Here is a 26,645-nt window from a genome sequence, read left to right on the forward strand (position 1 = left end):
GGACCTCCATGAAAAAGGGGCCTCGGCACGCGCCGAGGCCCCTTTTCCTGCAATGTCGTTGCCCGAACCGCGCAACGCCTGCTTTTCCTCCCGGTAAACCGGACGGGGCCGTCGTCAACCCCGAAGCGGTGCATGGTGCATCGCACCATGAATTCTGTCCTCCCCGCAACCGTGGGGTGTCACCTTGCTGCCCCTACCATTGGTTGCAAACCACCACCATGAGCACACCACCATGCCGGAAGCCGAAGCGCTGCAGGGACCGCAGACCCTCATCGGCATCATCGGCACCGGCAGCATGGGGGCCGGCATCGCGCAGGTGGCGGCGCTGGCCGGGCATGCGGTTCGGCTCTTCGATGCCCAGCCCGGCGCCGTGCAGGCGGCGTTGCAGCGCATCGGCAACGAACTGGCGCACGGCGTGCAGCGCGGCCGGCTGGAGCCGGCTCAGCGCGCCGCCGTGCTGGACCGGCTGCAGCCGGTCGACTCCATCGCCGGCATCGAGGGCTGCGGCCTGGTGATCGAGGCCGTGGCCGAGCGGCTGGAGGTCAAGCAGGCGCTGTTCCGCCAGCTGGAGCAACTGCTGCCGGCGCACACCGTGCTGGCCACCAACACCTCGTCGATCTCGGTGACCGCCGTGGCCCAGGGCCTGCAGCATCGCGGCCGCGTGGTGGGCTGGCACTTCTTCAACCCGGCCACCCGCATGCGGCTGGTGGAAGTGGTGCGGGGCCTGGACACCGACCATGCCGTGGCCGACGCCATCAGCCAGCTGAGCCGGGCCTGGGGCAAGACGCCGGTGGATGCGCCCAACACGCCGGGCTTCATCGTCAACCGCGTGGCGCGGCCCTATTACGGCGAGAGCCTGCGGCTGCTGGCCGAGCAGCTGGCCCCGGCGCCGGTGATCGACCGGCTGCTGCGCGAGGCCGGCGGCTTTCCGATGGGGCCGTTCGAGCTGATCGACCTGGTGGGCGTGGACATCAACCTGGCGGTCAGCGAATCCATCTTCGCCGCCACGCAGTTCGACACCCGTTATGCGCCGCACCTGCTGCAGCAGGAGCTGGTGCGTGCCGGCCGGCTGGGCCGCAAGAGCGGCCGCGGCTTCTACGACTACCAGCTGGACGCGGCCACGCCGCTGGCCGCGCCGGTGGAGCCGGCGCCGCTGCTGCCGGCGCTGCGTGCCTCGGCCCAGCCGGGCCTGCTGGGGCCGCTGGTGGAGCGGCTGCGCGCCGGCGGACTGGTGGTGGTGGCCGATGGCTCGCTGCCGGCCGAAAGCCTGGCCATCGACGAGGTGACGGTGGCGCTGACCGACGGCCGCACCGCCACGCAGCGCGGCGAAGGGCAGCCGCTGCTGCTGCTGGACCTGGCGCGCGACTTCGCGTCAACACGGGTGCTGGGGGCCACCGCCAGTGCAGGCCACCACGACCGGCTGCCCACGCTGGCCGTCGCGCTGCGGCCGGCCGGCATCGAGCTGCTGGCGCTGGACGACGTGGCCGGCCTGGGCGTGATGCGCGTGGCGGCCTGCCTGGTGAACGAGGCCGCCGACCTCTGCACCTGGACCGGCACGCTGCCGGCCGACATCGACATTGCCATGGTGCTGGGCGCCGGTCATCCGCAAGGCCCGATGGCCTGGGGCGAGCTGCTGGGCGCCCCGCGGGTGATCAAGGTGCTGGAACACCTGCAGGCGCACTACGGCGACAGCCGCTATCGGCGCTCGCCCCGGCTGTGGCGGATGGTGGCACCGCACAGCTGAAGGCCACGCGCGCCGGTGCATCGGCGGCAGCGGTGGCCATGCGGTCGGCCGCGCTGGCCAGCAGCACGGCCATCACCGTGCAGGCCAGCGGCACCGTGGCGGCCAGCCACACCGCCACCGGCCAGCGCAGACATCCGCGCAGCAACGGCCAAGCCAGCCACGGTCGCGCGTGCATCACCAGGATCTTCAAGACGGTCTCCTCATCACTTCCTTGCCTGCGGGCCGAGTGTGTCGGCCGCGTGGCGCGAATGCGTCATCCAGATGACGGACAGCACGCATGCGCCTCGGGTTTGTCCCCACGCGATTGTGCTTCCGCGGTGGCCGGGGCCTCCCTAAAATTCACCGACCGGTCGGTATATCAATTTCCATGTCCATGGCCCTCGAACCCACGTCATCCACCGCCGCCGATGCACCGCAGCGCAGCGCGCAGCAGACCGCCGAGCATGTGCGTGACGCCATGTGGCGCAACGACCGGGCTTCGCAGGCGCTGGGCATGCAGGTGGTGGCCGTGGGCCCTGGCAGCGCCACGCTGACCATGGCGGTGCGCGAGGACATGCTCAACGGCCACGACATCTGCCATGGCGGCCTGATGACCACGCTGTGCGATTCGGCCTTCGCCTTTGCCTGCAATGCGTACAACGAGCTGACCGTGGCCTCCGGCTTCTCCATCGACATCATGGCGCCGGCGCGCCAGGGCGACGTGCTCACCGCGCGCTGCACCGAGCAATCGAAGTCCGGCCGCACCGGCGTGTACGACGTGGAGCTGAGCAACCAGCGCGGGGAACGGCTGGCGCTGTTCCGCGGCCGCTCCTACACCGTGCGCGGCAAGCCGGCCGTGGCCGGTTGAAGCGCCGCGCCAACCTTCATCGCCAACAGCAGTCGGCCGCGTGGCGCGCGGCCACAGGAGTGCCACCATGCCCGTGAAGATGCCCGCCCCCGGTGACCTGGAGCCTATCGAGACCGCCAGCGCCGACGAGCTGCAGGCGCTGCAGCTGCAGCGGCTGAAGGCCACGCTGCAGCACGCCTACGACAACGTGCCGCACTACAAGGCGGCCTTCGATGCCCAGGGCGTGCATCCGTCGGACTGCCGCTCGCTGGCCGACCTGGCGAAGTTCCCGTTCACCACCAAGAAGGACCTGCGCGACAACTACCCCTTCGGCCTGTTCGCGGTGCCGCGGGAGCAAGTCGTGCGGGTGCATGCCTCCTCGGGCACCACCGGCAAGCCCACGGTGGTGGGCTATACGCAGCAGGACATCGACACCTGGGCCGACCTGGTGGCGCGCAGCATCCGCGCCGCCGGCGGCCGGCGCGGCGACATGGTGCACATCGCCTACGGCTACGGCCTGTTCACCGGCGGGCTGGGTGCGCACTACGGCGCCGAGCGCCTGGGCTGCACCGTGGTGCCGATGAGCGGCGGCCAGACCGAGAAGCAGGTGCAGCTGATCACCGACTTCAAGCCCGACATCATCATGGTGACGCCCAGCTACATGCAGGTGATCGTCGAGGAGATGAAGCGCCAGGGCCTGGACCCGGCGGCCAGTTCGCTGAAAGTGGGCATCTTCGGCGCCGAGCCCTGGACCGAGGCGATGCGCCGCGACATCGAGGCCAGCGCCGGCCTGTCGGCGGTCGACATCTACGGCCTGTCGGAGGTGATGGGCCCCGGCGTGGCCAGCGAATGCATCGAGACGCAGGACGGCCCGGTGATCTGGGAAGACCACTTCTATCCCGAGATCATCGATCCCGAGACCGGCGAGGTGCTGCCCGACGGCAGCGAGGGCGAGCTGGTGTTCACCACGCTCACCAAGCAGGCGCTGCCGGTGATCCGCTACCGCACCCGCGACCTGACGCGGCTGCTGCCACCCACCGCGCGCAGCATGCGGCGCATGGGCAAGATCGTCGGCCGCAGCGACGACATGCTGATCATCCGTGGCGTGAACCTGTTTCCCACGCAGGTGGAAGAGCTCGTGCTGGCACATGGCCAGCTGGGCGGCCAATACCAGCTGGTCGTCACCCGCGAAGGCACGCTGGACGAAGTGGAAGTGCGCTGCGAGATGCTGCCCGAGGCCGATGCCTCCGAGGCCAATTGCCAGGCCGTGGCGCGGCAGCTGCAGCAGCGCATCAAGACGCTGATCGGCGTGAGCACCCGGGTGAACGTGGGGCTGCCCGGTTCCATCGAGCGCACGCTGGTGGGCAAGGCCCGCCGCGTGATCGACCGCCGCGGCCGCTGAGCGCGCCGGCACCTGTCTAGACAAGCTGCCCGCATGGCCCGCACCCGAGCTGCCACCTACGACGACCAGCGCGAGCACATCCTCGCGCAGGCGGCGGCGCTGTTCGCCCACCAGGGCTACCCCGGCACCAGCATGAACCAGGTGGCCGCGGCCTGCGGCGTGTCCAAGGCCACGCTGTACCACTACATGCGCGACAAGGCCGAGCTGCTGGCGCAGATCGCGCAGAGCCACGTGGGCCGGCTGGAGGCGCTGGTGGCCGAGGTGGGCGCCATGCCGCTGCCGGCCGAGCAGCGGCTGCGGCTGCTGATCAGCCGCTTCGTGCGCGAATACGCCGATGCCCAGCACCACCACCGGGTGCTGACGGAGGACGTGAAGTTCCTCGATCCGCAAGCTCACCAGCAGGTGCTGGACGGGCAGCGGCGCGTGGTCAATGCCTTCGCCCGCACGCTGGTGGAGGTGCGGCCGGCATTGGCGGCGCAGCAGCTGGATAAGCCGCTGACGATGCTGCTGTTCGGCATGATCAATTGGATGTTCACCTGGCTCAAGCCGGATGGCGCCCTCAATCACGAAGCGATGGCCCCGCTGGTGGCCGACCTGTTCTTCGGCGGCCTGCATGCGGTGAATACACCGCAGCCGGCGCCGCGCGTTCCGCGTTCCCCCATCCATCCCAAGGAGACAGCCCGATGAAATTCTTCAAGCACACGCTGATCGCCGCCGCGCTGGCCACCGCCGGCCTGGCCGCGCAGGCCGACATCACCGTCGGCGTCACCGTCTCGGCCACCGGCCCGGCCGCGTCGCTGGGCATCCCCGAGAAGAACACCATCGAGCTGATGCCCAAGCAGATCGGCGGCCAGAAGGTGAACTACATCGTGCTGGACGATGCCTCGGACACCACCACCGCGGTGACCAATGCCCGCAAGCTGATCACCGAGCACAAGGTGGACGTGCTGCTGGGCTCCACCGTCACGCCCAACTCGCTGGCGATGATCGACGTGGCCGCCGAGAGCAGCACGCCGATGATCTCGATGGCCGCCTCGGCCCGCATCGTCGAGCCGCTGAGCGACCCGAAGCGCAAGTGGGTGTTCAAGACGCCGCAGAACGACATCATGATGGCCGTGGCCATCGCCCAGCACTATGGCCGCCAATGGCGTGAAGACGGTGGGCTTCATCGGCTTTGCCGATGCCTATGGCGAAGGCTGGCTGCAGGAGTTCCAGAAGGCCGTGGGCATCAAGCAGCTCAACATCGTGGCCACCGAGCGCTACAACCGCAGCGACACCTCGGTCACCGGCCAGGTGCTGAAGCTGGTATCGGCACGGCCCGACGCCATCCTGATCGCCGGCTCGGGCACGCCGGCCGCGCTGCCGCAGAAGGCGCTGAAGGAGCGTGGCTATGCGGGCAAGATCTACCAGACCCATGGCGTGGCCAACAACGACTTCCTGCGCGTGGGCGGCAAGGACGTGGAAGGCACGCTGCTGCCCGCCGGCCCGATGCTGGTGGCCGCCCAGCTGCCGGCCGGCCATCCGGTGAAGAAGAGCGCCACCGAATACGTCACCGCCTACGAGGCCAAGTTCGGCAAGGGCTCGGTGTCCACCTTCGGCGGCCATGCCTGGGATGCCGGCCTGCTGATGCAGGCCGCCGCCACCGAGGCGCTGAAGAAGGCCCAGCCCGGCACGCCGGCCTTCCGCGCCGCGCTGCGCGATGCGCTGGAACAGGTGAAGGACCTGCCCGGCGCGCACGGCGTGTTCAACATGTCGGCCACCGACCATGCCGGCCTGGACCAGCGCGGCCGCGTGATGGTGACCATCTCCAATGGCACCTGGAAGTACCTGAGCGAGTGACCGAGTAAATGGACTTCCAGATCGCCCTGATGCTGGGCCAGGACGGCATCGTCAACGGTGCCATCTATGCGTTGCTGGCCCTCACGCTGGTGCTGGTGTTCTCGGTCACCCGCGTGATCTTCATTCCGCAGGGCGAGCTGGTGGCCTTCGGTGCGCTGTCGATGGCCGCGCTGCAGCTGGGCAAGACGCCGCCCACGCTGTGGCTGGGCGTCGGTCTGGGGCTGTTCGTGCTGGCCGTGGAGGCCTGGCGTGCCTCGCGCGGGCGCCAGGTGGAGTGGGGCAGCACGCTGTTGTGGGCGGTGGTGATGCCGGCCATCGCCGCGGCCTGGGTGCTGCTGGCCCGGCCCACCGGCCTGGCCGCGCAGACCGTGCTCACGCTGCTCATCGTCACGCCGCTGGGCCCGCTGCTGTACCGCGTGGCCTACCGGCCGCTGGCCCATGCCACGGTGCTGATGCTGCTCATCGTCTCGGTGGCGCTGCACGGCGTGCTGGTGGGCCTGGGCCTGCTGTTCTTCGGTGCCGAGGGCTCGCGCACGCCGGCCTTCTCCGACCTTCGCATGGACCTGGGCGGCATTCCGCTCACCGGCCAGTCGCTGGTGGTGGTGGGCGTGGCCGCGCTGCTGATGCTGGCGATGTTCCTGTTCTTCGAGCGCAGCATCGTCGGCAAGGCGCTGCGCGCCACCGCGATCAACCGCACCGGCGCGCGGCTGATGGGCATTCCCACCGAGCTGGCCGGCGATCTCAGCTTCGCCCTGGCCGCGCTCATCGGCGCCATCTCGGGCCTGCTGATCGCGCCGATCACTACGGTGTATTACGACACCGGCTTCCTGATCGGCCTCAAGGGCTTCGTGGCCGCCATCATCGGCGCGCTGGCCAGCTACCCGCTGGCGGTGGTGGGCGCCCTGCTGGTGGGGCTGCTGGAGTCGTTCTCGTCCTTCTGGGCGAGTGCCTTCAAGGAGGTCATCGTCTTCACGCTGATCATTCCGGTGCTGTGGTGGCGTTCGCTGCGCACGCGCCATGTCGAGGAGGACGAGTGATGCGTCGTCTGCTGCCGCTTGCCTTCGTCGCGCTGCTGGCGCTGGGCCTGGCGTTGCTGCCCGAGTTCCAGATCACGCTGGTCAACAACATCGGCCTGTATGCGCTGGTAGCCATCGGCCTGGTGATGATGACCGGCGTGGCCGGCATGACCTCCTTCGGCCAGGCCGCCTTCGTCGGCCTTGCGGCCTACAGCACCGGCTGGCTGGGCACCGCCGGCGCGCAGATGCTGGGCATGCCCGGCTCGCCGCTGCTGCCCTGGCTGGGCCTGCTGCTCGGCCTGGCGGTGGCCGGCGCGGTGGCCTGGGTGCTGGGCGCCGTCACGCTGCGGCTGTCGGGCCACTACCTGCCGCTGGGCACCATCGCCTGGGGCCTGAGCCTGTACTTCCTGTTCGGCAACCTGGAATTCCTGGGCGGCCACACCGGCATGGGCGGCATCCCGCCGATCGAGATCGGCGGCCTGTCCCTGATCGCGCCGCGGCCGCTGGGCGTGCTGATCTGGGCGGTGGTGCTGCTGGCGATGTGGGCCCTGTCCAACCTGCTGGACAGCCGCGAGGGCCGCGCCATCCGCTCCTTGAAGAGCGGCCGCGTGATGGCCGAGTCCATGGGCATCGACACCGGCCGCTACCGGCTGCGGGTGTTCGTGCTGGCGGCGATGCTGGCGGCGCTGTCGGGCTGGCTCTATGCGCACCAGCAGCGCTTCGTCAACCCCACGCCGTTCAATCTCAACATCGGCATCGAATACCTGTTCATGGCCGTGGTGGGCGGTGCCGGCCACCTGTGGGGCGCGGTGCTTGGCGCGGCCCTCATCACGCTCATGAAGGAGCAGCTGCAGGACTGGCTGCCGCGCCTGCTGGGCGCCAGCGGCCAGTTCGAGGTGGTGGCCTTCGGCCTGCTGATGCTGCTGGTGCTGCAGCGGTATGCCGACGGCCTGTGGCCGATGCTGTCCGCGCTCACCGCGCGGCTGCTGCCGGGCATGAAGGCCCGGCCGACGGCCACGGCGCAGGCTGCGGCGCATGCCGCGCTGCCGCAGCCCACGCTGCCGCCGCGCGGGCAGACGCTGCTGGCCGCGCGCGAAGTCACCAAGCGCTTCGGCGGCCTGGTGGCCAACCACAAGGTGGCGCTGGACGTCCGCGCCGGCGAGGTGCATGCGCTCATCGGCCCCAACGGTGCCGGCAAGAGCACCTTCTTCAACATGATCTCGGGCGTGGACGATCCCACCGAAGGCGAGGTCCGCCTGATGGACCAGCCGATGGTGGGCCAGCCCTCGCGCGCCTTCGCTGCCCGCGGCATGGGCCGCACCTTCCAGCATGTGCGGCTGCTGAAGGAGCGCAGCGTGCTGGACAACGTGGCCCTCGGGGCCCACCGGCGCGGCCACAAGGGCTGGTTCGCCGCCATGCTGCGGCTGGACCGTGCGGAGGAAGCCGCGCTGCTGGCCGAGGCCCGCCGCCAGATCGAGCGCTGCGGCCTGGGTGCCTATGTGGACGAGGCCGCCGGCTCGCTGCCGCTGGGTGCGCAGCGCATCGTGGAGATCGCCCGCGCGCTGGCCGGCGCCCCCTGCGTGCTGCTGCTGGACGAACCGGCCGCCGGCCTGCGCCACAAGGAGAAGCACCAGCTGGCCGAGCTGCTGTCGCAGCTGCGCCAGGAAGGCCTGGGCATCCTGATCGTCGAACATGACATGGAGTTCGTGATGAACCTCGCCGACCGCATCACCGTGCTCGACTTCGGGCAGGTGATCTCGCACGGCACGCCCGCGCAGGTGCAGCGCGACCCGAAGGTGCTGGAGGCCTACCTCGGCGGCGCCGACGACCTGGCCGGCGCGGCGCTGGCCGAGAAGGCGGTGGCATGAGCGCGGGTCAGGCATTGCTCCAGCTGCGCAGCTTCTGCGTTTCCTACGGCCCGGTCGAGGCGCTGCACCAGGTCAACCTGGAAGTGCGCGAAGGCGAGATCGTCACCGTCATCGGCCCCAACGGCGCCGGCAAGACCACGCTGCTGAGCGCCGCCATGGGCCTGCTGCCTTCACAGGGCGAGCTGCAGTTCAGTGGCGAGCGCATCGCCCGGCCCACGGTGGAAGCCATGGTGGCCCGCGGCGTAGGCCTGGTGCCCGAGAAGCGCGAGCTGTTCGGCGAGATGAGCGTGGAGGACAACCTGCTGCTGGGCGGCTTTGCCCAGTGGCGCCGCGGCCAGCGCGACCAGGCCGCGCGCATGCAGGAGGTGTTCGCGATCTTCCCGCGGCTGAAGGAGCGGCGGGCGCAGCTGGCAGCCACGCTGTCCGGCGGCGAGCGGCAGATGCTGGCCATCGGCCGTGCGCTGATGGCGCGCCCCAGGCTGCTGATGCTGGACGAGCCCTCGCTCGGCCTGGCGCCGCTGATCGTGCGCGAGGTGCTGCTGGTGGTGGCCCGGCTGCGCACCATGGGCGTGTCGGTGCTGCTGGTGGAGCAGAACGCACGGGCCGCGCTGCAGGTGGCCGACCGCGCCTATGTGCTGGAGATGGGCGCGGTGGCCATCGAGGGCGAGGCCCGCACGCTGGCCCACGATCCGCGCATCGTCGAGGCCTACCTGGGCCTGGGCGGTGCCGCTCGCGCGGCCTGACGGAAGCGCATCCGCCACGGCTTGGCCGATGATGCCGGCATGAAGGACGACATCGAACAGGTTCAGGCGGTGGTGATCGGGGCCGGCGTGGTCGGGCTCGCGGTGGCGCGAACGCTGGCACGTGCCGGTCACGAGGTGGTGGTGCTGGAGGCGCTGGACGCGATCGGCACCGTCACCAGTGCCCGCAACAGCGAGGTGATCCATGCCGGGCTGTACTACCCGCCCGGCTCGCTCAAGGCCCGATGGTGCGTGGAGGGCCGCGAGCAGCTCTATGCCTACTGCGCCGAGCGCGGCATCGCCCACCGCCGCTGCGGCAAGCTGGTGGTGGCCACGCAGCCCGGCCAGCAGGCCTACCTGCACAAGCTGCTGCAGCAGGCCCAGGCCAATGGCGTGCACGACGCGCTGCTGATCGACGGCGATGCCGCCCGCCGCCTGGAGCCGGCGCTGCAGGCCACCGCCGCGCTGCATTCGCCTTCCACCGGCATCGTCGACAGCCACGGCTTCATGCTGGCGCTGCAGGGCGAGGCGGAGGACCACGGCGCGATGCTGGCCTTCGAAAGCCCGGTGCGCGGCGGCCGCGTGGTGCCGCAGGGCATCGAGCTCGACGTGGGCGGTGCCCAGCCGATGCGGCTGCGCGCGCGCATCGTGGTCAACGGCGCCGGCCTGGCCGCACCGGCGGTGGCCGCGCGCATCGAAGGACTGCCGCAGGCGCTGGTGCCCGCGGCGCACTACTGCAAGGGCAGCTATTTCTCGCTGGCCGGCAAGGCGCCGTTCTCGCGCCTGATCTACCCGGTGCCCGAGGCTGCCGGCCTGGGGGTGCACCTCACGCTGGACCTGGGCGGCCAGGCGCGCTTCGGCCCCGACACCGAATGGCTGAGCGACGACGCGCCGATCGACTACCGCGTCGACCCGCGCCGCGCCGATGGCTTCTATGCCGAGATCCGCCGCTACTGGCCGGCGCTGCCCGACGGCGCGCTGCAGCCGGCCTACAGCGGCGTGCGGCCCAAGATCCAGGCCGATGGCGAGCCGGCGCGCGACTTCGAGCTGCAGGGCCCGGCGCAGCATGGCGTGCCGGGGCTGGTGAACCTGTTCGGCATCGAGTCGCCGGGCCTGACTTCCGCGCTGGCCATCGGTCAGGCGGTGCACCGCGCGCTGGCGGACTGAGCGCCCGCAGGGTTTACGCCGAGAGCCGGCCATGCAGGCGCGGCATAACGTGCAGCGTCCGACCAACCTCAAACGCCGCAGGAGACACACGCATGGCCAAGATGCCTTTCGACCAGGAAGCGCTGATCCAGACCTTCGCCGAGGCCGGTGCCCAGCAGGGCGAGCAGGCCCGCAAGGCGGTGTTCGACGCCACGCTGAAGGCCTTGCAGGGCCGCGAGCTGACGCTGCAGAACATCCGCAGCACGCTCAAGGGCATTGCCCAGGCGGTGAGCGCGGGCGCGGCCAAGAACATGGTGCCCGACGTGGATGTGGAGAACCTGCTGTCCGATGCGGTGCAAGGCATGGACGACGCGCTGCTCAAGGCCGTGGATGCCAACCGGGTGGCGCTGCAGCAGTTCGTCGACCAGGGCGTGACGCTGCAGGACAGCAACATGAAGAAGGCCGTCGAGACGCTGGAAAAGCTCGAGGACACGATGTTCAAGGCCATTGCCAAGTCGGTGGATGGCGCCGGCGAGCAACTGGCCGCGCCGTGGGCCCAGGTGCTGGGCAAGCTGCAGGCGGGCGGCACCCACACCGGCGCCCAGGCCGCGCAGACGGTGCAGGGCCTGGCCGAGCAGATGCAGACCGCGCTGCGCGACAGCCGCGCGGCCAGCGTCAAGGCCGCGCAGGCCTTCGCCCAGAGTTATGCGGCCATGGTCAGCGGCGTGCTGATCGGCATGTCCGATGCGCTCAAGCAGACGGCGGCGGCCGCGCCCGCCAAGAAGACGAAGCCCCGCTGAACGGGGGCCGCAAACGACAACGCCGCCCGCGGTGAGACGGGCGGCGTTGCGGTCCGGCAGGCGGCGTGCAGTCCGGCGCGCTGCGCCGGGGCCGCCGTGCGGGGATCAGGTGTTGTTACTGCCGGTGTCGGGCGTGTCGGCGGCCGGCGCGGCGGCGGTGGCCGGAGCAGCGTTCGGCGACACGCCGGCTTCCGCTTCCTTGCACGACGGAGCGCAGACGAACTGGGTCTTGCCCAGGAAGCGGCGCGACTTCAGCGAAGAGCGCGTGCGGTGCTTGCCGCACAGGAAACACGACATCGTCGCCGCGCTGAACACGCCGGTGGAGGCGAAGGGCGATCCAGATGCCTTGCTGCGATAACGCAGCCCGTTGGCGTCGATGGTGGTCTTAACTGCGTCTTTGGCCATGTGCTTGTGAGGGGGCGAGAGGAACGAGGGGCCGGATCAGGACCGTGAGGCCGAAGCGGGCGATTTCCAGGGCACCGGAGTGACAAGAGGGCGGCGGCTGGCGGACAGAACGTGCTGAAGGACTTGCTGGTGTCGGCCGGCAAGTCCTTTAGGAGTTGCAATTATGCCACGCCTCGTCGGTGGGCGTCGGGCGTGCCAATCGTTTGCGCCCGCGCTACGCTGGACGTCCTTCACCGCTACGAAAGACCCGCATGAGCAACCATGTCTACAAGCTGCTGGAACTCACCGGATCGTCCACCGTCGGCATCGAGGATGCCTGCCAGACGGCCATCGCCAAGGCGGCCGAATCGGTGCGCAACATCCGCTGGTTCGAGGTGACCGAGACCCGCGGCCATGTCGAGGAAGGCCGCATCGCCCACTGGCAGGTGACGCTGAAGGTGGGCTTCACCCTGGAGTGATCAGGCCAGGCACCAGGCCACGGCGCGGCTGATCAGCCCGCCGGCCAGCACCCAGGCCGAGGAAGCCGCCACCGCCGCACCGGCCAGCCGCACCGGCCAGCCTCGGGCGAGCGCGCCTGCGCCGGCCACGGCCTGGCCGCCTCCGGCGCCGCCGGCCAGCCGCAGCCACAGCGCGGGCGCCAGCCACAGCACCGGCCCCGCGCCCAGCCAGAAGGCGGCCATTACCGAGGCGCCTCGCAGCGGGCCATTGGCCAGGGCAGCCAGCAGCAGCGCGCTCTGCAGCATGCCGCAGGGCAAGGCCACCCAGGCGACGCCGATGCCGGCCTTGCGCACCGGCCCGCGCATGCGCTGCCAGCCGTCCGGCGTGCGCCCCGACAGGCGGCCCCAGAAGGCCGGCAGGCGGCCGGTGGCCAGGAGCCACAGGCCCCACACCAGCAGCGCCGCATGCAGGGCGCTCCACAGCGGCTGCAGCATTGGCGCCATCTGCGCCCAGCGCCCCAGCGCGCCCATGCTGGCCGCCACCACCGCGCCCGCGGCGGCATAGCCCGCCAGGCGTCCGGCATGCAGCGCCACCGCATCGCCGCGGCCGCCGCGGCTGAGGGCGGCGCAGGCGCTGCCGCACATCAGGCCGCAGTGCGGCGAGCTGGCGAAGCCCAGCGCCAGTGCGCCGGCGATGAGGGCGCCGCTGCTCATCAGATCACCCGCGAGAAGCGCTCCCGCTGGCGGTCGGACTGCAGGTGGCGGTCGAACACCATGGCGATGGCGCGCACCACGTACCAGCCGGCGGGCGTGATCTGGATGGCGTCCGGGCCCAGCTCCACCAGGCCGGCTTCGGCCAGCGGTTGCAGCCGGGAGATTTCCTCGCGGAAGTGCTGCGGCACCGAGATCAGGTGCGAAAGTTCGATGGACTCGAACTCCAGCCGGCCCTGGCACATCAGCGCCATGATCACGGCGCGGCGCAGCAGGTCGTCGCGGCTGAGCGCCAGGCCGCGCTCCACCGCGAAGCGTCCCTGCGCCAGCGCGTCGTACCAGCCCTGCAGGTCCTTCGCGTTCTGGCTGTAGGAAGCGCCGATGCGGCTGATGGCCGAGGGCCCGAGGCCGATCAGGTCGCAGTCCGGCTGCGTGCTGTAGCCCTGGAAGTTGCGGTGCAGCCGGCCCTGCCGCTTGGCGATGGCCAGCGGGTCGGTGGGCCGGGCGAAGTGGTCCATGCCGATGTACACGTAGCCTGCGTCCAGGAACTGCGCCACCGCGCCTTCCAGCATCAGCACCCGGTCGGCGGCCGGTGGCAGCTCGGCGGCATGGATGCGCCGCTGCGGCTTGAAGCGTGCAGGCAGGTGGGCATAGGCATAGAGCGCGATGCGGTCGGGCTGGAGTTCGATCACCTGCGCGATGGTGGTGGCCACGCTGAGCTGGGTCTGCTGCGGCAGGCCGTAGATCAGGTCGACGTTGATGGAATTGAAGCCCAGCGCGCGGGCCGACTGCATCAGGCCGCGCACCATCTCCAGCGGCTGCACCCGGTGCACCGCCTGCTGCACGCGGGCGTCGAAGTCCTGCACGCCGAAGCTCAGCCGGTTGAAGCCCATGCCGCGCAGTGCGGCCAGGCGCTGCGCGTCCACGGTGCGCGGGTCGATCTCGATGGACAGCTCCGCCCCCGGCACGATGCGGAAGTGCGCGCGCAGCAGGTCCATCAGCTGCGCCAGTTCCTCGTCGTTCAGGAAGGTGGGCGAGCCACCGCCCAGGTGCACCTGCGAGACCGCCTGGCCGCGCCCCAGCGCATCCGAATGCAGCGCCACCTCGGCGGCCAGGGCCTGCAGAAAGGGCACTGCGCGCTCATGCCGGCGGGTGATGACCTTGTTGCAGGCGCAGTAATAGCAGACCGATTCGCAGAACGGCACGTGCACGTAGATCGACAGCGGCTGGCCCCCGCCCACGCTGGCTTCCGAGCGCAGCCGCAGCGCATTGGCATGGGCATCAGCGCCGAAAGCTTCAATAAAGCGATCAGCCGTAGGATAGGAGGTGTACCGTGGCCCCGGCACGTCGAATCGGCGCAGCAACTCGGTGTCCAGGGGGCGGTGCGAAGAGTGGTACCGATCGCGTTCATCGCATTCAACTTTGCCGGAGGACCGGCCTGGCGTGCTTGATGTGGCGCAACTGCCTGCGAGGGCGGGCGCGCAACAATCCTTGACTGAGCTCAACCAGGACGGCTAAGCAGTGAATAGCCCCACACCTACCATTCGCATCGAGCCACTCAAGGTGGCTTGCTCCAGTTGCAACCTGCGTGAGCTGTGTCTGCCGCTGGGCCTTTCTCAACCCGACCTGGAGCGCCTGGACACCCTGGTGGATGCGCGCCGCAACGTGCCGCGTGGCGCGGCGCTGTTCCGCACCGGCGATGCCTTCCATTCGCTCTACGCGGTGCGCACCGGCTTCTTCAAGACCTGCGTGTCGGCCGAGGACGGCCGCGACCAGGTCACCGGCTTCCAGATGGCCGGCGAGCTGCTGGGGCTGGACGGCATCAGCACCGACCGCCACAACTGCGATGCTGTGGCGCTGGAGGACTCGCAGGTGTGCGTGATCCCGTTCAGCGAGCTGGAGAACCTGTCGCGCGAGTTCACCGACCTGCAGCGGCAGTTCCACAAGATCATGAGCCGCGAGATCGTTCGCGACCACGGCGTGATGCTGCTGCTGGGCAGCATGCGGGCCGAGGAGCGGCTGGCCGCCTTCCTGCTCAACCTCACGCAGCGGCTGCAGTCGCGCGGCTTCTCGGCCTCGGCCCTGGTGCTGCGCATGACGCGCGAGGAGATCGGCAGCTACCTGGGCCTGAAGCTGGAGACAGTCAGCCGCACCTTCTCCAAGTTCCAGGAGGAAGGGCTGCTGGAGGTCAAGCAGCGCCATATCCGCATCGCCGATCAGGAAGGCCTGCGCAAGCTGGTCAACGCGTCGACCTGCTGAGCACCGGCTCGCCCAGCAGCTGGGTGATGGCGCCGGCGGTGGCGATCACCGCCCAGAAGATCAGGAAGGTGACGGTGTAGACCGCGCTGTGGCTCCAGCCGATCGGCTCGTGGCCGAACCAGGTGAGCGAGGCGGGGTCGACCACCGCGAACACCAGCATCTCCAGCACGCCGGCCATCACGAAGGCCGGCCAGCCGATCAGCACGGCGCGCAGCGCGAAGCTCACGGCCGGGCCTCGGGCTCGGCGGGCGCCTGCCGCGGCGCCGGGGCCGGTGCCGGCGTGTCCACCGTGAGCTGCGTGACGGCGCGCGGAATGGCCGAAGGCGCCACCACCGGGTCGGCGCCGCGCACCGCGATCACCGCGGTGGCGATGCCGGCCACCACCACCGCGGCGGGGCCGCCCACCACGAGCCATACGGCGGGCACGCGCCACCAGGGCATCACGGGTTGCACATCGAGCGATTTCATGACGGGTCCTCGGGCGCCTGTTTCAGCGCGGAACGACGAAGGTGGACTTCTCGGTGACGTCGGCCGGCAGGCTGCCTGGCTCGGACACCACCTGGAAGCGGAGAGGATGCGCGCCGCTGCCCAGCGACTGCGCGGCCTGCGGCGGCAGCTGCACCTGCAGCACGAACCAGCGGGCCTCGGCGGGCTGCAGCACCAGTGGCGCATGCTCGGCCAGCTGCGCGCCTTCGATGCCGCTGACCGCCAGCCGGTAGCGCTGCACCTCGCTGCTGGCGTTCATCAGCTGCAGCCGGTAGACGTTCTCGATGCGGCCTTCGTCGACGATGCGCGCCAGCGAGGCACGGTCGCGCACCACGTCCACCTTCAGTGGCGAGCGCTGCATCAGGCTGACGATGAACGCGCCGGAGATCAGCAGCAGCACCGCGCCATACACCAGCACCCGCGGCCGCGCGATGCGGCGCAGCAGCTGGCCGGGCGCCTGCACGTCCAGCGCCATCGCGTTCTGGGTGGCATAGCGGATCAGTCCGCGCGGCTGGTGCATCTTGTCCATCACGCCGTTGCAGGCGTCGATGCAGGCGGTGCAGGCGATGCATTCGTACTGCAGGCCGTTGCGGATGTCGATGCCGGTGGGGCATACCTGCACGCACAGGCCGCAGTCGATGCAGTCGCCCACGCCCAGGCTGGCCTTGTCGGCATCGCGGCCGCGCTTGCCACGCGGCTCGCCGCGCTTCTCGTCGTAGCTGACGATCAGCGTGTCATGGTCGAACATCGCGCTCTGGAAGCGGGCATAGGGGCACATGTACTTGCACACCTGCTCGCGCATGAAGCCGGCGTTGCCATAGGTGGCGAAGCCGTAGAACAGCACCCAGAACCACTCCCACGGCCCGAAGGTCAGCGTGAAGGCCTCGGCCCACAGCGTGCGGATGGGCGTGAAGTAGCCGACGAAGGTGAAGCCCGTCCACAGCGCGATGGCCAGCCAGATGGCGTGCTTGCCGCCCTTGCGCCACAGCTTCTCGACGTTCCAGCGGCCGGCATCGAGCTTCATGCGGGCGCCGCGCTCGCCCTCCAGCCGGTGCTCCACCCACAGGAAGATCTCGGTGTAGACCGTCTGCGGACAGGCATAGCCGCACCACAGCCGCCCGCCCACCGCGGTGAAGAAGAACAGCGCATAGGCGCTGAGGATCAGCAGCCCGGTGAGGTAGATGAAGTCCTGCGGATACAGGATCAGGTCGAAGATGTAGAAGCGCCGCGCCGCCAGGTCGAACAGCACCGCCGGGCGGCCCTCCCAGCGCAGCCAGGGCAGGCCGTAGAACAGGATCTGCGTGAACCACACCATGGCCCAGCGCCATGACGCGAACCAGCCCTTGACCGAACGCGGATAGACCTTCTTCTGGGACTCGTACAGCCACACGACACGCGTGGGCTTGGGCTGGGCGGACATGACGGATCAGGGCGCCTTGGCCACCGTGGCAGGCTGCGAGAGGTTCCACACGTAGGCGGCCAGCACGTTGATCTGCTCCGGGCTCAGCCGCGTGCCATGGGCCGGCATCACGTTGGTCTTGCCGTTGGTGATCATCGCGATGATGGCCGCCTCGCCATAGCCGTGCAGCCAGATGCGGTCGCTGAGGTTGGGCGCACCCAGCGCCGGGTTGCCCTGGCCACGCGGGCCGTGGCAGGCCGCGCAGGCGCTGAACTTGTCCTTGCCCAGGTGGGCGGCGATGGCGTCGTGCGGCGCGCCCGACAGGCTCAGCACGTACTGGGCGACGTTGCGCACGTCCTGCGAGCCGCCCACCGCCGCGGCCATCGGCGGCATCATGCCCTGGCGGCCCTGGGTGATGGTCTCGACGATCTTCTCGTGCGAGCCGCCCCACAGCCAGTCGCGGTCCGTCAGGTTGGGGAAGCCCTTGCTGCCGCGGGCATCCGCACCGTGGCAGGTGGCGCAGTTGTTGGCGAACAGCCGCTCGCCGATGCCCATGGCCTGCTCGTTGCGCGCCAGTTCCTCCACCGGCTTGCCGGTGAAGGCCGCATACACCGGGGCCGCGGCCTCGCGGGCCTTGGCCTTCTCGGCATCCAGCTGGCCGGCGCTGGACCAGCCCAGCGTGCCCTGGTGGCTGCCCAGGCCCGGATAGGTGGTCAGGTAGATGGCGGCGAACAGCACCGTGATGATGAACAGCCACATCCACCAGCGCGGCAGCGGGTTGTTCAGCTCCACCAGGTTGTCGTCCCACACGTGGCCGGTGGTGTTGTCGTCGGCCATCACGCGGCGGCGTGCCGCGATGAACAGCAGGGCCAGGCAAAACACCAGGCTGACGATGGTGGCGCCTGCGACGAAGAGCGCCCAGCCGCTGTTGATGAAGTCGCTCATGAGCTCCTTCCTTCCTTGTGCATGTCGTCGTTGAAGGGCAGCAGCGCGGCTTCGTCCAGCGCGGCGCGGCGGGTGGGCAGCCACACCCATACGGCCAGTGCGATGAACAGCACCAGGCCGCACAGCGTCACGGCGCTGCGAAGAACATTGATGTCCATGGTGGTGTGCCTTCCGTCTACTTGGCGTGGGTGCCCATGACCTGCAGGTAGGCCACCAGCGCATCCAGCTCGGTCTTGCCCTTGACGGCCTCGGCCGCGCCGGCGATGTCGGCGTCGCTGTAGGGCACGCCCAGCGTGCGCAGCGTGGCCAGGTGCTTGGGCAGCGAGGCGGCGTCCACCGCGGTGCGCTCCAGCCAGGGGTAGGCCGGCATGTTCGATTCGGGCACCAGGTCGCGCGGGTTGATCAGGTGCACCCGATGCCATTCGTCGCTGTACTTGCTGCCGACGCGGGCCAGGTCGGGGCCGGTGCGCTTGCTGCCCCACTGGAAGGGGTGGTCGTAGACGAACTCGCCGGCCTTGGAGGGCTGGCCATAGCGCAGCGTCTCGGCCAGCAGCGGCCGGATCATCTGCGAATGGCAGTTGTAGCAACCCTCGCGGGTGTAGACGTCGCGGCCGGCGAGCTGCAGCGCGGTGTAGGGCTGGAGGCCTTCCGCCGGCTGCGTGGTGCTGCGCTGGAAGAACAGCGGCACGATCTCGACCAGCCCGCCGACGGCCACCGTCAGCAGGATCAGCACGATCATCAGGAAGTTGCTGGTCTCGATGCGCTGGTGGCCGCGTGCCTGGGTGTCATTGCTCATGTTGTGTTGCTCCTTCACGCGCGCACGAGTTGCGGCGCATAGGCCACGCTGCGGCGGCCGCCACGCACGGTCATCACCACGTTCCAGGCCATCAGCACCATGCCGCCCAGGTACAGCAGGCCGCCCAGCAGGCGCACCACGTAGAAGGGGAAGGTGGCCTTGACGCTCTCGACGAAGGTGTAGACGAGGGTGCCGTCAGGATTCACCGCGCGCCACATCAGGCCCTGCATCACGCCGGCGATCCACATCGCGGCGATGTAGAGCACGATGCCCAGCGTGGCCGTCCAGAAGTGCAGCTCGATGGCCTTGACGCTGAACATCTCGGTGCGGCCGTAGAGCCGCGGGATCAGGTGGTACAGCGAGCCCATGGAGATCAGGCCCACCCAGCCCAGCGCGCCGGAGTGCACGTGGCCGATCGTCCAGTCGGTGTAGTGCGACAGCGCATTGACCGTCTTGATGGACATCATCGGGCCCTCGAAGGTGCTCATGCCGTAGAACGACAGGGCCACGATCAGGAACTTGAGGATGGGGTCGTCGCGCAGCTTGTGCCAGGCACCGCTGAGCGTCATCACGCCGTTGATCATGCCGCCCCAGCTGGGCGCCAGCAGCACCAGCGAGAACACCATGCCCACCGACTGCGCCCAGTCGGGCAGCGCGGTGTAGTGCAGGTGGTGCGGGCCCGCCCACATGTAGGTGAAGATCAGGGCCCAGAAGTGCACGATGGACAGCCGGTAGCTGTACACCGGCCGCTCGGCCTGCTTGGGAATGTAGTAGTACATCATCCCGAGGAAGCCGGCCGTGAGGAAGAAGCCGACCGCGTTATGGCCGTACCACCACTGCACCATCGCGTCCTGCACGCCGGCATAGGCCGAGTAGCTCTTCATCATGCCGGCCGGCAGCGCCGCGCTGTTGACGATGTGCAGCAGCGCCACGGCGATGATGAAGGCGCCAAAGAACCAGTTGGCCACGTAGATGTGGCGCACCTTGCGGATGCCGATGGTGCCGAAGAACACGATGGCATAGCTGACCCACACCACGGCGATCAGGATGTCGATCGGCCACTCCAGCTCGGCGTATTCCTTGCCCTGCGTGAAGCCCATGGGCAGCGAGATGGCCGCGGCCAGGATCACCAGCTGCCAGCCCCAGAAGGTGAACTTGGCCAGCCAGGGCAGGAACAGCGGCGTCTGGCAGGTGCGCTGCACCACGTGGTAGCTGGTGGCGAAAAGCGCGCAGCCACCGAAGGCGAAGATCACCGCATTGGTGTGCAGCGGGCGCAGGCGGCCGTAGCTGAGCCAGGGGATGCCGAAGTTGAGTTCGGGCCAGGTGAGCTGCGCGGCGATGAACACGCCCACCGCCATGCCCACCACGCCCCACAGGACTGCCGCGAGCGAGAAGCCACGCACGGCGTCGTCGGTGTAGGCCACCGCGTTTGAAGAGACTGGATTGGCAGCCATCGGCCGCCTCCTTTCCGAGCTTGTGAGAGGACAGCCCGGATTGTTGGGACAAGGCCTTCAAGCGGCCTTGATGCGGATCAATCGCCGCCAGTGCCGTGGGAACCGGGTGTGGTTTCCACGCCTTCTTGCAGGATGTCCTCGCATGCGCGCTGCAGGTCGTCGAACTGGCCGCCGAACAGCGCCCAGGCGAAGGCACCCATGATGGCCAGGACCAGCAGGGCCGACATCGGGATGAGCAGGTACAGGATGTCCATGGTGCGATGCGTGGGAACTTGTCTAGACGAGTCAGCGGGCCAGCCGCAGCGAGTTGCCGATCACCAGCAGCGAGCTGAGCGCCATGCCCAGGCCCGAGGCCCAGGGCGGCATCAGGCCCACCACCGCCAGCGGCACGCAGGCCGCGTTGTACAGGCCAGCCCACAGCATGTTCTGCCGCACCACCCGCATCGTGTGCTGCGCCAGGCGGCGGGCGTCGGCCACATCGGCCAGGCGGTTGGAGACCACCACCGCATCGGCATGGCTGCGGGCCACCAGCGCACCTTCGCCCATCGCAAAGGAGACGTCGGCCTGGGCCAGCACCGGTGCATCGTTCAGGCCATCGCCCAGCATGGCCACGCGCTGGTCCTGCTGCTGCGCCTGGCGCAGCGCGGCCAGCTTGTCTTCGGGCTGCAGGCCGCGCTGCTGCGTGCCGGCCGCGGAGGCTGCCACCTGCAGGCCCAGCCGGGCCGCCATGGCGGCGGCCCGCTCGGGCGAATCACCGGACAGCAGCGTCAGCGTCACGCCGTCGGCCTGCAGCTGGCGCAGCGCCGGCTCCACGCCGGCGCGCAGGCGTTCGGCGAACCGAAGGCGCAGCAGCGGCTGGCCCTGGCAACCCAGCCACACCTCGGGGTCGGGCGAGGGCGCGGCATCGGCAGCGCCGACGAAGGCGGCCGATCCCAGCCGCCATTCGCGGCCCTCGTCGTCCTGTGCCTGCAGGCCCTGGCCCGGCCGCTCCTGCACCGCCTGCCAGGCGAAGGCCTCCGGTCCGCGGCCCTCCGCGGCCAGGGCGGCCGACAGCGGATGGCTGGACCAGCCCGCCAGCGAGGCGGCCCGTGCCCGCAGCTCGGATGCGCTGCCCCAGGCGGGCGCCCCGGGCTGCGGTTGTGCTTCGCTGCAGCGCAGGCTGCCTTCGGTCAGGGTGCCGGTCTTGTCGAGGAACAGGTGGCGCACCTGGGCCAGCGTCTCCAGCGCATCCAGCCGGCGCAGCAGCACGCCGCGGCGGGCGAGCGTGCCCGCGGCAGCCAGCAGGGCCGAAGGCGCGGCCAGCGACAGCGCGCAGGGGCAGGTGACCACCAGCACCGACACCGCCACCCACACCGCGCGTGAAGGATCGATGAACCACCAGGCCAGCGCCGAACCTGCGGCCAGCAGCATGACCACCGCCAGGAAGGGGCCAGCCCAGCGGTCGGCGCTGCGGGCCAGCGAGGGCCGCTGCGACAGGGCCTGCCGCATCAGCGCGACGATGGCCTCGTGGCGTGTGTCGGCGCCCACACGCTCCACCCGCATCTCCACCGGCGCCTGCAGGTTCAGGCTGCCGGCCACCACCGCATCGCCCGCCTGCTTGGGCACGGGGCGGGATTCACCGCTGAGCAGGGCCTCGTCGGCCTGCGTGCTGCCGCGGGTGAGCACGCCGTCGGCCGCGAAGGCCTGGCCGGCCGGCACGCGCAGCACGTCGCCCGGGGCCACGCGCTGGGCGCTCACCGTCTCGGTGCTGCCGTCGGCGCGCATCCGCAGCACGGCGGTGGGCAACTGGCCGATGGAGGCTTCCAGCGACTCGGCCGCGCGGTGGCGGGCCGCCATCTCCAGCCAGCGGCCCCCAGCAGGAAGGCGACGAACATGGTGATGGAGTCGAAGTACACGTCGTGGCCGAAGAGGCCGCCGGGATCGAAGGCGGCGCCGCTGCTGGCCACGAAGCCCACCGCCACGCCGATGGCCACCGGCGCATCCAAGCCGATGCGGCCCTGCCGCGCGGCACGCCAGGCACCGGTGAAGAAGGGCGCGGCCGAGAACCACAGCACCGGCAGCGTCAGCAGCCAGCTGGCCCAGTCCAGCAGCTGCTTGAGGTCGGGCGCCAGTTCGCCGGCCTCGGCGAAGTAGGCGGGCGCGGCCATCATCATGATCTGCATGGAGCAGAAGGCCGCGACGAACAAGCGCCAGGTGGCGCTGCGCCGCTCGGCCAGACGCTGCGCGCGGGCGCCAGCGGCGGTGTCGGGGGCGGCGCCATAACCGGCACGCTGCACCGCGGCCACCAGGGCCGAGGCGCTGGTGGCGGCCACGTCCCAGCGCACGCTGGCACGCTGGGCGGCGCCATTGACGCTGGCCCACAGCACGCCGGGCACCTGGCGCAAGGCGTTTTCGATGATGCCGGCGCAGCTGCCGCAGTGCAGGCCGCTCAAGCACAAGGCGCTCTCGGCCACCCGGCGCCCGTCCGCGTCGGCGGAGAACGAGGTGAACGCCCGCAGCTCGAGCGGGTCGTCCAGGGTGGCGAGAAGGGGCGGCGCCGCGAAGCCGGGCGCCGCTGCCGCAGCGGCTTCGGTCATGGCCGGGAATGTAGGCGGCGGGCCGCGGGGGCGGCATGACCTGGATCAAGCCGGGGCGGTCTGGGTGGGACTGGGCCCTGTTCGGCTTCTTGTTCGGGAGATCGGGCTTGTGGATGGGCTCCATCTGCCTGATTGGCGCGGGAGGGCTTATGGATGGTCTCCATGCGCCTGTGCGCCGCGGGCGGGCGGGGCGCTGGCCTCCGGGACTGTCCCCCGGCCCCAGCCTAGGGCTGGGACCTCCTCCTCTTATGTCCCTGCGCCCAGCACCCCACCCTCCCGCGTGGGGCTCGCTGCCGCCTAGGCTGCACACACCTCGCAGGCGCCTCGGTCTACAGGCGCCCCGCCGTTCAACGGCATTTCAGCGCGAGCAGCCGCCCGGGTCGGGGCCGGCGGGGTGCTTGCCGCAGGGACATCAAGGAGGAGGCTTGGGCCGCAGGCCCAAGCCGGGGGACAGTCCCGGAGGTAAGTACCCCGCTGGCCCAGCGTGCAAGCACATCAAGCCCGGCCCAAACAAGCGCCCAGCAAGCAGGAGACGATCAGCCTTCGCCGCCCTCAGCCCCCGAAGTCAGCAACAGAATGCTCCCTTCCGAGCCCGCACCCAGCAGCCCGACGCCGGTGTAGATGCCCAGCTTCTGCCGCGTGTCCTGGATGTCCAGGTTGCGCATCGTCAGCTGGCCAATGCGGTCGGCCGGGGTGAAGGCGCCTTCCACCTTTTCCATGCTCAGCCGCTCGGGCTGGTAGGTCAGGTTCTCGCTCACGGTGTCCATGATCGAGTAGTCGTTGCCGCGGCGCAGTTCCAGCGTCACTTCGCCGGTGATGGCGCGGGCCACCCAGCGCTGGGCCGATTCGCGCAGCATCAGGCATTGCGGGTCGAACCAGCGGCCCTGGTACAGCAGGCGGCCCAGCTTGCGGCCGTTCATGCGGTACTGCTCGATGGTGTCCTCGTTGTGGATGCCGGTCACCAGCCGCTCGTACGCGATGTGCAGCAGCGCCATGCCCGGGGCTTCGTAGATGCCGCGGCTCTTGGCTTCGATGATGCGGTTCTCGATCTGGTCGCACATGCCCAGGCCGTGGCGGCCGCCGATGCGGTTGGCTTCCTCGAACAGCGCCACCGCGCTCGGGAAGGTCATGCCGTTCAGCGCCACCGGCACGCCCTGCTCGAAGCGCACCGACACCGTCTCGGCCTTGACCACCACGTCGTCGCGCCAGAAGGCCACGCCCATGATCGGCTTGACGATGTGCATGCCGGCGTTCAGGAACTCCAGGTCCTTGGCCTCGTGCGTGGCGCCCAGCATGTTGCTGTCGGTGGAGTAGGCCTTCTCGACCGACATCTTGTAGTCGAAGCCGTTGGCGATGAGGTATTCGCTCATCTCCTTGCGGCCGCCCAGCTCGTCGATGAAGGTCTGGTCCAGCCAGGGCTTGTAGATGCGCAGCGCCGGGTTGGCCAGCAGGCCGTAGCGGTAGAAGCGCTCGATGTCGTTGCCCTTGTAGGTGCTGCCGTCGCCCCAGATGTTGACGCCGTCGTCGCGCATCGCCACCACCAGCGCGGTGCCGGTCACGGCGCGGCCCAGCGGGGTGGTGTTGAAGTAGGTGGCGCCGCCGGTGGAGATGTGGAAGGCGCCGCACTGGATGGCGGCGATGCCTTCGGCCACCAGCTGCGGGCGGCAGTCGATCAGGCGGGCGATGTCGGCGCCATAGGCCAGCGCCTTGCGCGGAATCTCGTCGTAGTCGCTCTCGTCGGGCTGGCCCAGGTTGGCGGTGTAGGCGCAGGGGATGGCGCCCTTGGCGCGCATCCAGTGCACCGCGGCGCTGGTGTCCAGGCCGCCGGAGAAAGCGATGCCGACGCGCTCGCCGGCGGGGAGGTTTTGCAGGATGGTCGCGGCCACGGTGGTCTTTCGGGAGAAGGTGGGCAATGCTCGGAAAACCCGCAAGTCTAGGCGGAGTCTCCCGGGTCGCCGCGGCGACAGCCGTCCCGGCAGGCATCCGGTCTACTGCGCAGGAGCACAGCCCTACAGTCCACCCCATGGCCTCCATACCCGTCGACATCATCGAAGAAGGCACCGGCCCCGACACCATCGTGATGGTGCACGGCTGGCCCGACACGCATCACCTGTGGGACCCGCAGGTCGCCGCCTTCAAGGCGCACTACCGCTGCGTGCGCTTCACGCTGCCGGGCTTCGACATCACGCGGCCGATCGACCGCGCCTACAGCCTGGACGAAGTGATCGACACCTTGCGCGCCGTGATCGACCAGGTGAGCCCCGGCCGCCCGGTGATCCTGCTGGTGCACGACTGGGGCTGCTTCTTCGGCTACCAGTACCTGATGCGCCATCCCGACCGCGTCAAGCGCCTCGTCGGCGTGGACATCGGCGATGCCGGCTCGCACCACAACCTGAAGGAGATGGGCGCCAAGGGCAAGCTGGGCGCGGTGGCCTACCAGCTCACGCTGGCCACCGCCTGGAAGCTGCGCGGCAGCGTGGGCGATGCCATCGCGCGGCGCACCGCGAAGCTGTTCCGGGCGCCGGCGCCGCAGGAGCGCATCGGCGCGCAGATGGGCTACCCGTATGCGGTGCAGTGGTTCAAGGAGGCGGGCGGCTTCGGCCGGCCGCGGGCCTTCGTGCCGCCGTGCCCGATGCTGTTCTTCTACGGCCAGCGCAAGCCGTTCATGTTCCACTCCCGCGCCTGGGCGGAAAAGCTGGCCGCGCAGCCGGGCAACCGCGTGGTGGGCCTGCCCACCGGCCACTGGGTGATGGTGGGCCGGCCGGCCGAGTTCAACGCAGCGGTGTTGGACTGGCTGGCCTCCGGCGCGGCGGCGCCTGCCGCGACGGCGGCGGGGCCGATGCCCGAAGCAGCCGCGCCTCGATCGTGAGGTGCAGTACCGTGGCCACCGCCAGCGGCACCAGGTAGTACATGCCGCGGTAGATCAGCAGCGCTGCCAGCAGCTCGCCGGCCGGCATGCGGTCGGACAACAGCGCCACGAACACCGCCTCCAGCACGCCCAGGCCGGCCGGCACATGGGTCACCACGCCGGCGATGGCGGCGATGAGCAGCACGCCCAGCACGGTGGGGTAGCTGATGCGCTGGTCCAGCAGGGTCCACACCATGGCCCCCATCAGCATCCAGTTGGTGCAGGACATCAGCACCTGCAGGAGCGCCATGCGGCCGGTGGGCAGCGGCAGCTCATGCCCGCGCAGCACCAGCAGCCGGCGCTTGGACAGGAAGCAGGCCGCCAGGTAGCCCAGGCCGGCCAGCACCAGCAGGCCGCCCAGCACCTGCAGCGTGGGCTCGGCAATGCGCCAGTTGGGCGGGATCTCCAGCAGGCCGGAAGCGAAGATGGCGCCGGCCAGCAGCAGGTAACCCAACCAGTTGGTGAGCATGCTCACGCCCAGGATGCGGCCGATGCTCGCGTTGTCCAGCCCCAGCCGCGAGTAGAGGCGGAAGCGGAAGCCCACGCCGCCCACCAGCGAGCCCATGTTCAGGTTGAACGCGTAGCTGATGAAGGTGGTGAGCATCACCGTGGCGGTGGGCAGCGTGTGGCCGGTGTAGCGCCGGCCCAGCAGGTCGAAGCTGCTGTACAGCAGGTGGCTGCAGGCGCCCAGCAGCGCGGCCAGCAGCAGGCCTTCCACCGGATGGCTGGCCGCCGCCTCCCACACCTCGCTCCAGTCGATGGTGCGCGCCTGGCGCACGATGAGCCACAGCACCGCGCCGAAGAACAGCAGCGTGACGATGCGCTTGGCCCACGGCCACCAGGCGCGGGCGGTCAGGCCGGTTGCTTCGGGGGATGCCACGGCTGCGG

The 26,645-nt window shown here is 70.0% G+C and carries 27 protein-coding genes and 1 pseudogene; 13 read left to right on the plus strand and 15 right to left on the minus strand.

The genetic code is table 11. From position 1 onward, the window contains the following. Window positions 1-232: 232 nt before the first annotated feature. The 10 genes and pseudogenes from LRS14_RS01275 (at window position 233) to LRS14_RS01320 (ending at window position 11,381) form a co-directional block, all read left to right on the plus strand. Entirely contained in the window at window positions 233-1,744 is a 1,512-nt protein-coding gene (locus LRS14_RS01275) for a 3-hydroxyacyl-CoA dehydrogenase (RefSeq protein WP_257798300.1), read from the plus strand. A 367-nt stretch (window positions 1,745-2,111) separates the two neighbouring features. Further along, window positions 2,112-2,591, plus strand: a complete 480-nt coding sequence (gene paaI, locus LRS14_RS01280; RefSeq protein WP_257798301.1) for a hydroxyphenylacetyl-CoA thioesterase PaaI — start codon at window positions 2,112-2,114, stop codon at window positions 2,589-2,591. 67 nt (window positions 2,592-2,658) lie between these two features. After that, window positions 2,659-3,972: a phenylacetate--CoA ligase PaaK gene (paaK, locus tag LRS14_RS01285; protein WP_257798302.1), complete on the plus strand. Its 1,314-nt coding sequence runs from the start codon at window positions 2,659-2,661 to the stop codon at window positions 3,970-3,972. A 33-nt stretch (window positions 3,973-4,005) separates the two neighbouring features. Next, window positions 4,006-4,659: a TetR/AcrR family transcriptional regulator gene (locus tag LRS14_RS01290; RefSeq protein ID WP_046113455.1), complete on the plus strand. Its 654-nt coding sequence runs from the start codon at window positions 4,006-4,008 to the stop codon at window positions 4,657-4,659. Next, window positions 4,656-5,811, plus strand: a pseudogene (locus LRS14_RS01295) (ABC transporter substrate-binding protein). The gene LRS14_RS01290 and the pseudogene LRS14_RS01295 overlap by 4 nt, the downstream one beginning before the upstream one ends. A gap of 8 nt (window positions 5,812-5,819) precedes the next feature. After that, a complete protein-coding gene (locus tag LRS14_RS01300) occupies window positions 5,820-6,848 on the plus strand; it encodes a branched-chain amino acid ABC transporter permease (protein ID WP_257798304.1) in 1,029 nt (342 codons plus the stop codon). After that, a complete protein-coding gene (locus LRS14_RS01305) occupies window positions 6,848-8,695 on the plus strand; it encodes a branched-chain amino acid ABC transporter ATP-binding protein/permease (RefSeq protein WP_257798305.1) in 1,848 nt (615 codons plus the stop codon). The genes LRS14_RS01300 and LRS14_RS01305 overlap by 1 nt, the downstream gene beginning before the upstream one ends. Beyond that, window positions 8,692-9,438, plus strand: a complete 747-nt coding sequence (locus LRS14_RS01310; RefSeq protein WP_046113459.1) for an ABC transporter ATP-binding protein — start codon at window positions 8,692-8,694, stop codon at window positions 9,436-9,438. The genes LRS14_RS01305 and LRS14_RS01310 overlap by 4 nt, the downstream gene beginning before the upstream one ends. A gap of 21 nt (window positions 9,439-9,459) precedes the next feature. Beyond that, complete coding sequence (locus LRS14_RS01315) at window positions 9,460-10,602, plus strand: NAD(P)/FAD-dependent oxidoreductase (protein ID WP_257798306.1); 1,143 nt, start codon at window positions 9,460-9,462, stop codon at window positions 10,600-10,602. A 92-nt stretch (window positions 10,603-10,694) separates the two neighbouring features. Next, the gene (locus LRS14_RS01320) at window positions 10,695-11,381 is read left to right on the plus strand and encodes a DUF6781 family protein (protein ID WP_046113460.1); all 687 of its coding nucleotides are present in this window, start codon (window positions 10,695-10,697) and stop codon (window positions 11,379-11,381) included. A 105-nt stretch (window positions 11,382-11,486) separates the two neighbouring features. On the opposite strand, the gene LRS14_RS01325 is transcribed toward LRS14_RS01320, so the two are convergent. Further along, complete coding sequence (locus LRS14_RS01325) at window positions 11,487-11,786, minus strand: hypothetical protein (protein WP_257798307.1); 300 nt, start codon at window positions 11,784-11,786, stop codon at window positions 11,487-11,489. A 251-nt stretch (window positions 11,787-12,037) separates the two neighbouring features. Between LRS14_RS01325 and LRS14_RS01330 the strand changes: the two genes are divergently transcribed. Continuing rightward, a complete protein-coding gene (locus tag LRS14_RS01330) occupies window positions 12,038-12,244 on the plus strand; it encodes a dodecin (protein ID WP_257798308.1) in 207 nt (68 codons plus the stop codon). Here LRS14_RS01330 and LRS14_RS01335 read toward each other — a convergent pair whose 3' ends face one another. Together LRS14_RS01335 and hemN are read right to left on the minus strand one after the other, a co-directional pair. Beyond that, the gene (locus LRS14_RS01335; RefSeq protein WP_257798309.1) at window positions 12,245-12,937 is read right to left on the minus strand and encodes a sulfite exporter TauE/SafE family protein; all 693 of its coding nucleotides are present in this window, start codon (window positions 12,935-12,937) and stop codon (window positions 12,245-12,247) included. It abuts the gene before it with no gap. Then, on the minus strand, window positions 12,937-14,298 hold the full coding sequence (hemN, locus tag LRS14_RS01340; RefSeq protein WP_310740784.1) for an oxygen-independent coproporphyrinogen III oxidase: 1,362 nt from the start codon (window positions 14,296-14,298) through the stop codon (window positions 12,937-12,939). The genes LRS14_RS01335 and hemN overlap by 1 nt, the downstream gene beginning before the upstream one ends. Before the next feature lie 178 nt (window positions 14,299-14,476). Between hemN and fnr the strand changes: the two genes are divergently transcribed. Continuing rightward, complete coding sequence (fnr, locus tag LRS14_RS01345; protein WP_375136395.1) at window positions 14,477-15,193, plus strand: fumarate/nitrate reduction transcriptional regulator Fnr; 717 nt, start codon at window positions 14,477-14,479, stop codon at window positions 15,191-15,193. Here the strand turns inward: fnr and LRS14_RS01350 are convergent. The 11 genes from LRS14_RS01350 to argG all read right to left on the minus strand — a co-directional run bounded on the left by LRS14_RS01350 (window position 15,174) and on the right by argG (window position 24,735). Further along, window positions 15,174-15,419 carry a hypothetical protein gene (locus LRS14_RS01350; protein ID WP_257798311.1) on the minus strand — a complete coding sequence of 82 codons (246 nt, stop codon included), beginning with the start codon at window positions 15,417-15,419 and terminating at the stop codon, window positions 15,174-15,176. The two genes, fnr and LRS14_RS01350, sit on opposite strands and share 20 nt — an antisense overlap. Beyond that, complete coding sequence (locus tag LRS14_RS01355) at window positions 15,416-15,661, minus strand: hypothetical protein (RefSeq protein ID WP_257798313.1); 246 nt, start codon at window positions 15,659-15,661, stop codon at window positions 15,416-15,418. Before LRS14_RS01355 ends, LRS14_RS01350 begins: the two co-directional genes overlap by 4 nt. A gap of 22 nt (window positions 15,662-15,683) precedes the next feature. After that, the gene (ccoG, locus tag LRS14_RS01360) at window positions 15,684-17,099 is read right to left on the minus strand and encodes a cytochrome c oxidase accessory protein CcoG (protein ID WP_257798314.1); all 1,416 of its coding nucleotides are present in this window, start codon (window positions 17,097-17,099) and stop codon (window positions 15,684-15,686) included. A 6-nt stretch (window positions 17,100-17,105) separates the two neighbouring features. Beyond that, a complete protein-coding gene (ccoP, locus tag LRS14_RS01365; RefSeq protein WP_257798315.1) occupies window positions 17,106-18,023 on the minus strand; it encodes a cytochrome-c oxidase, cbb3-type subunit III in 918 nt (305 codons plus the stop codon). Next, a complete protein-coding gene (locus tag LRS14_RS01370; protein ID WP_157039564.1) occupies window positions 18,020-18,181 on the minus strand; it encodes a cbb3-type cytochrome c oxidase subunit 3 in 162 nt (53 codons plus the stop codon). The genes ccoP and LRS14_RS01370 overlap by 4 nt, the downstream gene beginning before the upstream one ends. A 17-nt stretch (window positions 18,182-18,198) precedes the next feature. Then, complete coding sequence (ccoO, locus tag LRS14_RS01375; RefSeq protein WP_257798316.1) at window positions 18,199-18,819, minus strand: cytochrome-c oxidase, cbb3-type subunit II; 621 nt, start codon at window positions 18,817-18,819, stop codon at window positions 18,199-18,201. Between the two features lie 14 nt (window positions 18,820-18,833). Beyond that, window positions 18,834-20,273, minus strand: coding sequence for a cytochrome-c oxidase, cbb3-type subunit I (gene ccoN / locus LRS14_RS01380; RefSeq protein ID WP_046113469.1), 1,440 nt, complete (start codon window positions 20,271-20,273; stop codon window positions 18,834-18,836). A 77-nt stretch (window positions 20,274-20,350) separates the two neighbouring features. After that, complete coding sequence (gene ccoS / locus LRS14_RS01385; RefSeq protein WP_257798317.1) at window positions 20,351-20,527, minus strand: cbb3-type cytochrome oxidase assembly protein CcoS; 177 nt, start codon at window positions 20,525-20,527, stop codon at window positions 20,351-20,353. Between the two features lie 31 nt (window positions 20,528-20,558). Beyond that, window positions 20,559-22,109: a heavy metal translocating P-type ATPase gene (locus LRS14_RS01390; RefSeq protein WP_257798318.1), complete on the minus strand. Its 1,551-nt coding sequence runs from the start codon at window positions 22,107-22,109 to the stop codon at window positions 20,559-20,561. Further along, on the minus strand, window positions 22,007-22,849 hold the full coding sequence (locus LRS14_RS01395; protein ID WP_257798319.1) for a cation transporter: 843 nt from the start codon (window positions 22,847-22,849) through the stop codon (window positions 22,007-22,009). Before LRS14_RS01395 ends, LRS14_RS01390 begins: the two co-directional genes overlap by 103 nt. Window positions 22,850-23,385: 536 nt before the next feature. Beyond that, the gene (gene argG, locus LRS14_RS01400) at window positions 23,386-24,735 is read right to left on the minus strand and encodes an argininosuccinate synthase (RefSeq protein WP_257798320.1); all 1,350 of its coding nucleotides are present in this window, start codon (window positions 24,733-24,735) and stop codon (window positions 23,386-23,388) included. A gap of 137 nt (window positions 24,736-24,872) precedes the next feature. On the opposite strand from argG, the gene LRS14_RS01405 reads away from it, so the two are divergent. Further along, entirely contained in the window at window positions 24,873-25,718 is an 846-nt protein-coding gene (locus tag LRS14_RS01405) for an alpha/beta fold hydrolase (RefSeq protein ID WP_257798321.1), read from the plus strand. Here LRS14_RS01405 and LRS14_RS01410 read toward each other — a convergent pair. Further along, on the minus strand, window positions 25,621-26,637 hold the full coding sequence (locus LRS14_RS01410) for a lysylphosphatidylglycerol synthase domain-containing protein (protein WP_257798322.1): 1,017 nt from the start codon (window positions 26,635-26,637) through the stop codon (window positions 25,621-25,623). The genes LRS14_RS01405 and LRS14_RS01410 overlap by 98 nt on opposite strands. Between the last annotated feature and the right edge of the window lie 8 nt (window positions 26,638-26,645).

The organism is Aquincola sp. J276, from assembly GCF_024700035.1.
Lineage (GTDB): Bacteria > Pseudomonadota > Gammaproteobacteria > Burkholderiales > Burkholderiaceae_C > Aquincola > Aquincola tertiaricarbonis.